This is a genomic window from Methanophagales archaeon, assembly GCA_021159465.1.
Lineage (GTDB): Archaea > Halobacteriota > Syntropharchaeia > Alkanophagales > Methanospirareceae > G60ANME1.
In genome coordinates, this window is the sequence record JAGGRR010000091.1 from 20,704 (window position 1) to 30,437 (window position 9,734).

General features: G+C 46.3%; 13 protein-coding genes and 2 tRNA genes. 5 read left to right on the top strand and 10 right to left on the bottom strand.

What is annotated here, in order from left to right; all coding sequences use genetic code 11:
- Positions 1-5 precede the first annotated feature (5 nt).
- A complete protein-coding gene (gene hisF / locus J7J01_04805) occupies positions 6-809 on the top strand; it encodes an imidazole glycerol phosphate synthase subunit HisF (GenBank protein ID MCD6210201.1) in 804 nt (267 codons plus the stop codon).
- A gap of 2 nt (positions 810-811) precedes the next feature.
- Here hisF and J7J01_04810 read toward each other — a convergent pair whose 3' ends face one another.
- Genes J7J01_04810 through J7J01_04825 form a run of 4 tightly spaced genes read right to left on the bottom strand, consistent with a single transcriptional unit; the run spans position 812 to position 2,744 of the window.
- Entirely contained in the window at positions 812-1,585 is a 774-nt protein-coding gene (locus tag J7J01_04810) for a translation initiation factor IF-2 subunit alpha (GenBank protein ID MCD6210202.1), read from the bottom strand.
- A 37-nt stretch (positions 1,586-1,622) separates the two neighbouring features.
- Positions 1,623-1,802, bottom strand: a complete 180-nt coding sequence (locus tag J7J01_04815) for a 30S ribosomal protein S27e (protein MCD6210203.1) — start codon at positions 1,800-1,802, stop codon at positions 1,623-1,625.
- Positions 1,803-1,830: 28 nt separating this feature from the next.
- Positions 1,831-2,103 carry a 50S ribosomal protein L44e gene (locus J7J01_04820; GenBank protein MCD6210204.1) on the bottom strand — a complete coding sequence of 91 codons (273 nt, stop codon included), beginning with the start codon at positions 2,101-2,103 and terminating at the stop codon, positions 1,831-1,833.
- 2 nt (positions 2,104-2,105) lie between these two features.
- On the bottom strand, positions 2,106-2,744 hold the full coding sequence (locus J7J01_04825; GenBank protein MCD6210205.1) for a hypothetical protein: 639 nt from the start codon (positions 2,742-2,744) through the stop codon (positions 2,106-2,108).
- 49 nt (positions 2,745-2,793) lie between these two features.
- Between J7J01_04825 and J7J01_04830 the strand changes: the two genes are divergently transcribed.
- Together J7J01_04830 and cdhC are read left to right on the top strand one after the other, a co-directional pair.
- Positions 2,794-4,008 carry a molybdopterin molybdotransferase MoeA gene (locus J7J01_04830; protein ID MCD6210206.1) on the top strand — a complete coding sequence of 405 codons (1,215 nt, stop codon included), beginning with the start codon at positions 2,794-2,796 and terminating at the stop codon, positions 4,006-4,008.
- 9 nt (positions 4,009-4,017) lie between these two features.
- Positions 4,018-5,460 (top strand): CO dehydrogenase/CO-methylating acetyl-CoA synthase complex subunit beta, encoded by a 1,443-nt coding sequence (gene cdhC, locus J7J01_04835; GenBank protein ID MCD6210207.1) that lies wholly within the window; start codon positions 4,018-4,020, stop codon positions 5,458-5,460.
- A gap of 29 nt (positions 5,461-5,489) precedes the next feature.
- On the opposite strand, the gene J7J01_04840 is transcribed toward cdhC, so the two are convergent.
- A complete protein-coding gene (locus tag J7J01_04840) occupies positions 5,490-6,866 on the bottom strand; it encodes a DHH family phosphoesterase (GenBank protein MCD6210208.1) in 1,377 nt (458 codons plus the stop codon).
- 80 nt (positions 6,867-6,946) lie between these two features.
- On the opposite strand from J7J01_04840, the gene J7J01_04845 reads away from it, so the two are divergent.
- Positions 6,947-7,056, top strand: a tRNA-Arg gene (locus J7J01_04845).
- Here J7J01_04845 and J7J01_04850 read toward each other — a convergent pair.
- Genes J7J01_04850 through J7J01_04860 form a run of 3 tightly spaced genes read right to left on the bottom strand, consistent with a single transcriptional unit; the run spans position 7,048 to position 8,549 of the window.
- Positions 7,048-7,311 carry a PRC-barrel domain-containing protein gene (locus J7J01_04850; protein MCD6210209.1) on the bottom strand — a complete coding sequence of 88 codons (264 nt, stop codon included), beginning with the start codon at positions 7,309-7,311 and terminating at the stop codon, positions 7,048-7,050. The genes J7J01_04845 and J7J01_04850 overlap by 9 nt on opposite strands.
- Before the next feature lie 45 nt (positions 7,312-7,356).
- A complete protein-coding gene (locus J7J01_04855; GenBank protein MCD6210210.1) occupies positions 7,357-8,205 on the bottom strand; it encodes an NAD(+)/NADH kinase in 849 nt (282 codons plus the stop codon).
- Positions 8,202-8,549, bottom strand: coding sequence for a nascent polypeptide-associated complex protein (locus J7J01_04860; protein ID MCD6210211.1), 348 nt, complete (start codon positions 8,547-8,549; stop codon positions 8,202-8,204). The genes J7J01_04855 and J7J01_04860 overlap by 4 nt, the downstream gene beginning before the upstream one ends.
- Before the next feature lie 77 nt (positions 8,550-8,626).
- Between J7J01_04860 and J7J01_04865 the strand changes: the two genes are divergently transcribed.
- Positions 8,627-8,699 (top strand) — tRNA-Val (locus J7J01_04865).
- A 15-nt stretch (positions 8,700-8,714) separates the two neighbouring features.
- Here the strand turns inward: J7J01_04865 and mpgP are convergent.
- Positions 8,715-9,524 carry a mannosyl-3-phosphoglycerate phosphatase gene (gene mpgP, locus J7J01_04870; GenBank protein ID MCD6210212.1) on the bottom strand — a complete coding sequence of 270 codons (810 nt, stop codon included), beginning with the start codon at positions 9,522-9,524 and terminating at the stop codon, positions 8,715-8,717.
- Positions 9,521-9,734 (bottom strand): hypothetical protein (locus J7J01_04875; protein ID MCD6210213.1); only part of this gene is annotated, 214 nt, incomplete at its 5' end. The genes mpgP and J7J01_04875, both read right to left, overlap by 4 nt.

Sequence of the window (9,734 nt, forward strand, 5' to 3'; positions counted from 1 at the left end):
CTGAAATGGCAAAAAGAATAATACCTTGCCTTGATACAACGCTCGATGATCAGGGTAAGGCAGTGGTAGTAAAGGGAATAGAGTTTGAGAAGCTCAGGTATGCGGGCGACCCGGTTGAACTCGCAATGCGATATGATGCACAGGGAGCGGATGAACTCGTTTTTCTCGACATATCTGCATCCCACGAGGGTAGGGATACAATGGTCTCAGTTGTAGAGAAGATAGCCGAGCAGGTATCTATTCCTTTATGCGTGGGGGGCGGGATAAAGAGCATAGAAGATTTTGAGAAGGTATTTGATGCCGGCGCTGATAAGGCAAGTATAAATACAGCCGCAGTTAAGAATCCAGAGTTGATAAAAGAAGCTGCGAAGAGGTTTGGAGATCGTATCGTAGTTGCTATTGACTGCAAGAGGAAGTTTGAGGACATTGAAGGCAAAACGCTGGTACAATTAGAAGAGGAAACAAGTGCATGGTATGATGTAGTCATCTATGGTGGGCGTGAGTACACGGGAATTGATGCAATAAAGTGGGCGAAGGAGGTGCAGGCGCTTGGTGCTACGGAGATATTGCTAACTTCAAAAGATAGGGATGGGACAACGGAAGGATATGATATCCCTATTATAAAAGCAATTGCCGAAGCTGTGGACATTCCTGTAATTGCTTCTGGTGGTGTCGGAACTTTAGAGCACATCTACGAGGGTTTTGTGAATGGCGCGGATGCATGCCTGGCTGCGAGTATTTTCCATTATGGCACTTATACTGTTGGGGAGATAAAAGATTATCTGAGGGAGAAGGGGATTCCGATATGATTTTATGGTAGATTCCGATAGAACCTCCCATATCCTTCATTTCGCTTTAATATCTCAATGGCGGCATTTGCCGCTTCGTTCAGTATGCTCTCTGCTTTCTTATAATCCGGTGCAGTGATTCGTATCCGATAACGCGGAGCACCAACGTAAGAGCATTCGAAGCCGTCTTTGGCAACCTTCTTCGCCTCCATCAAAGCGTTCTTTATTATCTCCACCCCATTAGGCAGGGGGCATTTCAGTTCCACATACCCGGTTATATGCACGGAAGGCGGCTTAACATTGGCAAGAGCGATCTTATGTATCTTATCAGCGAGTGCTTCTTCTATCCCGAGCTCAGTTAATGCGCGCTTGCCTGTCTTATATATCTGCTGGAATGCATCATAGAGACTACCATAGGCATCCACGAGCTTCGTCTCGAGTTCCTGAAGTTCAGACTCTGGAATGGCAGCGAGAGAGAGCCACTTCCTGGCTTTCTTCTCATTCTTCCACGCTTTTATCCGCTCCCGCTTCAGCCCTTCCTTCACCGCCTTCAATGATAGGTCTATATGTCCCCTCCTTTCGTCCACCGCCAGTACCTTACAGACTATCTTCTGCCCCTCCCTCACGTAATCCCTGAGGTGTTTTACCCAGCCGGTGGAGACTTCAGAGATATGAATAAAGCCTTCTTTACCTCCATACTCCTCCAGACTAACGAATACCCCAAAGGTCTTGAGCTCTCTCACCGTGCATACTACCAGTTCCCCCTTCTCAGGCCATTCCTCCTTAGGCTTTGGCATCCTCTCCTGTCACCTCAATTGTCAATTGAGCAATCAATCATCCGAGAACATCTATTATCCTGCTCTTTATCTCTGCCTTACCACCCCGTGGTTCGACCAGAGTCCTTCCACAAACGTTACATCTAACCGTAGTGGTTGCGTGGTCAAATACAATCTGCTCATTCTCACAGTCATCGCATCTCAACTTTAGGAATTTGCTCCTCGTTTCCCTTTTCATCTTCTCATCCCTCCTCTGCCTATGCTATTTATTCAACGAACTCGAGCTTGGAAACCCGGAAACCCTCCCTCTGATGTGCCTTCTTACATTCCATGCATTTATACCTGAGAAAGACCTTCTTCGTTGGTTTGTCTCCACCAGGTACTTTGGAGAATTTGCCGCTATTCCCTATGCCCGATTTGCGCTTCTTCTGCCTGACAATCCAGTTTAAAGAGGAAGGTCTGCCTTTTTTCACCTTCTCCACTTCATGCTCCGTATGTCGCCCGCAGAAAGGGCAGAAAATCCTTACTCGCTTCGGCATCTTCATCTTATCCTCTCACCTCTCTCCCTCTTATACGCTTCGAATCGCATTGCAACACCTCGATTACATAATATCTCCGCATTGGTCTTCGGCAACATGATAACATCTTCTTTTCCCACTTTATAAATCCTACCATCTGTACCCATGAAGGTCGGGATATTCTCCAGAATCCTGACCATATCATACTGGTTACTGTGCTTGTTATCTGTATCATCATTATCTTTTTCATTATAACGTTCAGTATGTGTTTTCTCTTGCTTTTGCGGCTTGCTTCTTATCAGTGCGGGCTTACCAAAGATATAAGCGAATATCCGCGCTCTGCCCTCTTCCACCTGGCTCTTCACCGCTTGAAACATCTCCCGCTCCTCATCCAGCATTCCTTTAGGCGGTGTATCCATGCCCGAGCTGGCAAGTTTTATTATCTTCCCTATCCTCCTCCTTATTATATCTTCTATCTTCATCCTCGCATTCCTCATTTCGTCTTCCAGAAAGCCCTTTCTGGTCTCATCCGCCTCCTCCTTCTCAGTCTCCAGTTTGGCGATGTAATCCCTCACATCCTCACAGAATCTATCAGGTAATTCCTGGAGCGAGGCAGTATTTCGCTCTCTGTAGAGGATCTCCCAGAGTTTTTCTATATCCATAAAATGAAGATAAATTTGTAGTTGAAGATTATATTATTTTAAGGGTGAGATGAAACTTTTTCGTACGCTTATACCATTGAGAGAAGCACAGAGCATGGTTTTAAGGCATGTGAGGCGTGTGGGTGTAGAGGAAGTCAGCTTTGATCTCGCTGCTGGTAGGGTTCTTGCGGAAGACATCATCTCTGAGATGGATAGCCCTCCTTTTAACCGCGCTGCTATGGATGGTTACGCAGTGAAAGCTGAGGATACCTTTGGAGCAGCACCGGATAAACCTCTGGTTCTTCACAGGCGTGAACCAGGCTCGGAGTCAGAGGAGCTGAACGAGGGAGAGTATATCCCCGTACAAACAGGTATGCCGATGCCGAAAGGTAGTAATGCAGTGCTCATGTTAGAATATGGGAGGGAGAGGGACTCGAAGCTGGAGATCTTTAAGCCTGTTACGCCAGGAAAAAATGTCTCTTTCAAGGGCGAAGATGTGAGGCGCGGGGATATAATATTAAATAAGGGGCGGGTACTTCGAGCCGCTGACATCGGTATGCTTGCATCTATTGGCAAGAGTCGTGTGAAAGTGTATAAAAGAGGTATTATCGGGATTTTATCAACGGGAGACGAGTTGTATGATCCAAAGGGCAGTTCGAAAGGGGCAATCGCGGACGTGAACAGTTATGTACTGGCAGCGTTGATGGGTATGATAGCGAAACCATCCAGAATGGGCATAGTGAGGGACAATTATGACGCGCTAAAAGCTGCAATTGAATCCTGTATTACAGACTGCGACGCCGACGCTATACTGGTGAGCGGCGGTAGTTCAGTGGGTAACCGTGATTTTATTGGGGATGTAGTGGAGGATTTAGGCGAGATGATATTTCATGGCGTTGCTATTCGACCGGGAGAGCCAACTGGCTTTGGAATCATAAATGAAAAACCCATCTTCTGCCTACCGGGGTATCCAGTATCAATGATTGCGGCATTTGAGATGCTTGTTAGACCCCTTATAGAAGCGATGCATGGGCTAAAAGGGGCAATGATAAGGCAGGTCTTCGCGGTTGTTAGCAAGAAGATACCATCGGCAGTGGGCAGAACCGATTTCGTCCGCGTCAGGTTATATCATGATGAGTATGATGGCAAATATTATGTGGAGCCGATAAGGGTAAGTGGTTCGGGCATTTTATCCAGCGTAACGAGATCCGATGGGTTTGTCATAATAGAGGATAATAAAGAGGGTATAGAGGAGGGTGAACAGATAGGAGTAAACCTGTGGTGAAGGTAAGATATGAAAGTAGAAGAGAGTGTGGAGGATGGAGCACGTATGAGGCAAGAGGTCTGGGATTCATTGCCCAGAGGTAATGTCTTCTTCGCACCTACTGATCCGGACAGGTTCTTCGAGGGTATAAAATTTGACATCTCGCCCAGGCAGTTTGGACTACGTGTGCGTAAGCATGACATGTATTGCGAATTGGGCGGACCGAGGCACAGATACAGTAGTTTCTTCTTCATCGAGGTTGTGAACGATGCAGAACGAATAGAGGATGGACGGATAGAAGTAATAGGACCGGAGATAAAGGATATAGAGGGTCAATCACTGCCTTTTGGATTCTGGATCAGATATTATGGCAAGCATCTTACAACCGATTATCTGGATTTACTGACGAGATGGACATACTTCGCACTTGAGGAGGGAGAGGGGTGGATGCTGCTCAACACGCGGGACACGATATGGCTAAGATTGCACAAGAAATATGCTCACAAACATGACTTTAAGCATCTTGGTCAGGCAATGATAAACCTCTGTAAGATACAGTTTCCGATGGTCGAGCGAGCGGATGCGAAGATACTGATAGCGAGTGAGGAGCTGGGAGGTGCGAAATTGACGAAGAAGATAGTGGACAGTGTCTGTATACCATATTGGGAGCGTGTGGACAAACAAGCGAGACGATTCTCAGATGAGGACGTTGACACCTTCTACGGATGTACCATCTGCCAGACATTCGCACCGACGCATGTATGCGTGGTAGCCCCGGATAGGCCACCTTATTGCGGGATAATCACATGGATAGGTGCAAAGGTGATGTGTGACCTCGATCCATATGGATACATATTTGCGATGCCGCTGGGAGAATGCATAGACCCCGTAGGGGGCGAATACACAGGCGTAAATGAGAAGATTTATGAGAAATCGAACAGGACTTACAAGCGTGTGGTGATGTATTCCTCAATAACGTATCCACAGACGAATTGTGGCTGTTTTGAAGCGGCGATATTTTATATACCGGAGGTGGATGGTCTGGGACTTGTAGACCGGAGGTATGCAGGGGAGACCCCCCTCGGATTGACGTTCTCGAGATTAGCGGGGCTTATCAGTGGTGGACTCCAGAATCACGGATATTGCGGTATATCCTTTAGAACGCCGCGGTCAAAGAAGTTCGTTCGCGCTGATGGCGGCTGGAATCGTGTGGTATGGATACCAAAGGAGTACAAAGAGATGCTCGTGGAGTATATTCCCGCGGATATGTACCCGCTGATAGCCACAGAGGATGATTGTGTTGATCCGCTGGAGCTGAGAGAATTCCTGAAACGTGTGAATCATCCGGTAGTGCAATTGTGGAAAAACGGTGAGGAGCCTCAGCCACTCAAGATACCACCGCCAAATACCGATTGGGATACTGCAGAGGAGCATATAGCACGTGAGAGGGGCAGGAGACTGCTGAGAATATAGAAGTAGAGGGTTGGTGAAGATAGGATGAATTAAGAAGTCCGTATCTGCTCTCCTATTATCCGGTCAACAGCAGCTATGAATCGCTCCTCCATACCTTCAGGAATTGATGCTCCTGATGCTACCGGATGTCCACCACCATAGCCACCTACCTCGCTCGCTGCCTGCTCCAATGCCTTTGAAAGGTCTATTCCTTTCTCTCTGAGCAGCTTCTTGCTGCATCGGGCTGATATCTTTGTATCACCGTGTTCGTTCGCACCATTCTTCCTGTTCAGTACAATTACAGGCTTGCTTGTATTTATGTATTCGGCGATGATACCAGCCAGGACGCCGGTTATGCCTTTCTCCTGTACATATAAATAGTAGACATTCGGGAGCTCCTTCATCCCTCCCTCTTTCGCTACTTCTATCCTGTTCAACTCAGAAACGAGTTTATTCTGGAACATCATGTACAGTGACTTCGCTTCTTCTACCAGCTTCTCTTCACGCAAGCAGAGTCCTATACCCATGCCTGCTTTTCCAAACCTGCCACATGCATCTACCATACGCATAAAATCCAGTACATTCTTCTCCACCTCTAAATTCAGCAAATAAGAGGTTCCAATCAGTGCTTCTTCTCGCAATTCCGTGTTTGACTCTCTCGCAATTGATAATAGGGCAGAACTCAATCGCTTCACATCTTCTTCTCCCAGTTCCTCCAATCTCTTCTCTCCTTCTATTCCCACCTTGTTCAGGAATCTATCCACCTGTTCTGTCTTACCCGCGAGTGGAATATAAGGGTCAGTAGAGAGGAGGATCAAATCGCGAACCTTGCCATCACCCAGCTTCAGCCCTTTCCTTGGAGTAACAATACCCTCTTTTATCGCTTCGTCCAGAATGAGCCTGTTTATTCCTCTCTCCAGTGGCAGTTTATCTCCTAATGTACCTGCAATTGCAAGACCCGCAAGATCCACGTTCCCTCGCTCATCATCAGAACCCAGCAGTCTCGCAACGAGGTAAGAGAGTCCAGCGGCGCAAAGTTCACCACCCAATCTCTCTTCACTCTTGGACGAGAGCCGATTGGGATTAATGAGAATGGTGGATGAAGAGCTTTTAAGCGAAGATGCCGCATGAGTATGATGGTCCAGGATTACCACATCCTTCTCCTTCAGGAACTTCAAGATCAGGTTCATCTGTGCTGTGCCCATATCTGCAATGATGATGAGCTCTTCATTCATCTCCTGGATGGAATACCGGTCCAATTTACTTATTATCGTTGCATGGAACTGTATTCCTCTACGAATCAGAGCATTGCAGATGATACCTGCAGCTGTTATACCATCCGCATCGTAATGCGATACCACACGTGCGTAGTCATGCTTCTTTATTACCTCTGCTGCTCTTTCCAATTCTCGCTGCAACGGAGCCATAAGCTAAGATAAACGAAAACATTACTAAGAATAAAAAGATAAAAAGAACTATTATTCTTATTATACAAATTATACAAATTGGGCGTGTGGCCTAGTTAGGATATGGCGGCAGCCTCCTAACTCTAAGTACAAGTATAAGAGAGAAGCGGGAGAGAGCTGCAAATCACGGGTTCAAATCCCGTCACGCCCGTGTCTTTATTCTCTCACTATCCAGTACTATTACATCCCTCACCGACTTGACCGCGTCAAATGGTATGAGGATATAATCATTCTCCTTCTTAAACCCGCTCGTGTCGAGCTCTGATGCTGGCTTTATTACAAGCTCGGTCAGTATACCGGTCTTTGCATCCACCACGATATTATACAAAACTCCCATCTCTCGACCCTCTGAATCCAGAACCTCCTTATAACTCAACTTCTGTGCAAACATTCTCCCTTCTCTCATCTCTTTTATCCCCCCACATTAAAACTATTTATACCCCATATATATTTATATCTCTTCTCCACTTCGCAACTTGTCCAGTAACCGGGAGAAGTACCTGTCTGAAATCTCTACGAATAATGCATGCTCCCCTTTTGTTATAGTTATCTTCTCCTCCTTCACCATTCTTCGATAAAACTGTCCATCTATAACCAGTTCCGCATCCTTTGTACCCAGAAGCTCCAGACTTATTTCACTCTCTATATCCACAATGGTGGGTCTCGCGGTGAGTTTAAAAGGCGCAATTGGTACTATTATCGTTGCATTTACCTTCGGGTCTACAATGGGTCCCCCTGCACTCATTGCGTATGCTGTGCTGCCCGTAGGCGTTGAGAATACTACACCATCCGCTCTCAACCGTTCCAACTCCTCGCCATCCACGAATATTACAAAATGAAGCATCTTGCCCGGCTTTGAGGTTATTACCACTGCTTCATTCATTGCGTATGGCATCTCTTCATCCATTACTCGAATGGAGAGCCGCTGCCGCTTCTCCACATTAAAACCTTCCAGTATCAGATTCCTCAGGGTGGATACTGCATTCTCAGGTTGTATCCTTGCTAAAAATCCTATCATACCTGTATTCACACCCAGAACAGGCGTTGGACGTTTCAAATAGTGTAAAGTCCGGAGGATGGTACCATCACCCCCAACACAGATCAGTAAATCCACATCCATATCGCTTATCCTCTGGCCCTGCATCTGCATTCCGAGTTTATAAGCCGAATCGGGATCAAGTACAACCTCAAAACCTTCTCCTTCTCCCTCTCTTATACATCCGATTAAAGCTTTTACCACACTTATATCTCTCGATTCACCCCTGCATACGATTCCAATGTGTTTTGGTTGAATCTTCATTCCCCACAGAGTTTGGAGATAGCATCAGCCAGATCCCCGTTTGCCTCTTTCAGTGCTGTTTTCGCATCTGCCTCACTGCAGCCTGCTTTCTCCATCACCAGCTTCACATCCGCATCCGAAATTCTCGCTTGCTCCACCGGTGTTCCTGCTATCTGGTATATCTTCGTACCAGGGGCTTCTACAATTGTAACCTCAGGTTGAGAGAAAACGAGTTCAGCATTCGTTGTCCTTATCACTACTTCTTCAACATCTCTCAGCTCTTCTACGTTTATACCCGTCTGCTTCATCATCTGATTCAATCTCTTGGGGTTGAGGCTGACACCCTTCCTGAATCCACCACGCATTTTTATCTCCTCTACTTAAGGAACTGATAAATATATAAACAACCAATCATTTAAAATAGATTGGGGCTTGGAGTTTTGGGCCCGTGGTCTAGGTGGAATGACGTCGCCTTTACGAGGCGAAGGTCATGCGTTCGAATCGCATCGGGCCCATGGCTCATTTTTACATTACAATATGAACTTATTTACCACTTCTACCCACCCCTCCGGTCCCTCACCCCTCGCTTTATACAGATTCTTCAGAGGAAGATCGAGCCATGTGCCATCCTTCCTCCTCACCACCGCTGGTTGGTCCACTGCTTCCAGCATGGGTATATCATTCCTGCTGTCACCAACTCCTATCGTCCTAACAGCCTCAACTCCGTATTCCCTCCTGAATAACTCTGTAAGTACCTTTACCGCTTTGCCTTTGTCCGCGTTTCTTCCATGTATGTTGTAGTACCTCCCACCGTGTGTGAGACTGAATCCTTTCTCGCGTATCTTCTCTAATAAAATCTTCTCCTTCTCCGCTGGCTCGTCAAAGATAAAACTCTCATTATACATCTTATCCTTTGCAAGTCTCGCCTTCTCTATGCTCAGATTCGCATCCTTCGCCACCTCTTCGGGTGTCATATCACCGAAGCCCTTTATTTTAAAGCCTGTTTCTGCTCTTATGGCATTCAAAGCCTCTCTTAACTCTTCATATCTCGCACCAAACTCGATAACGCAGTAATGCTTCATCTCTTTTGTGTAATGGAACTCAAAAGAGAAGTAGCCCTGAGGAATGAAGATTGCACCGCCATTCTCAACGATAAAAGGGTCTCTTATACCCAGTTCTTCACGATAATACTCGTTCTCTGCCAGGGTCTTTGCGGTACAAAACACAATAGGTATCTTCCGCCTCTTCAGGGTTGTAAGGGCAGGAAGTGCAGCTTCGTAGGAGTAATTAGAGAGGTCAAGCAGAGTGCCATCAAGATCGGTGTAAAGAACTATCTTCATTCGGGTATACCTGCCTTAAAACTTTTTAAATACGCTTCTTCATCCACTTTCTCCTCAAATATACCCTGTTTAAGCCATAAAAACGTGTCAGAATGGGTGTTTAGCAACTTAGCGAATTTAATAGCATCAATATCACCAATTGGTGGCATGATAAGCATCTCGGGTGGCTTCTCCCACCTCTCCAGTATATCTACCAGCTCCTCAAGCACC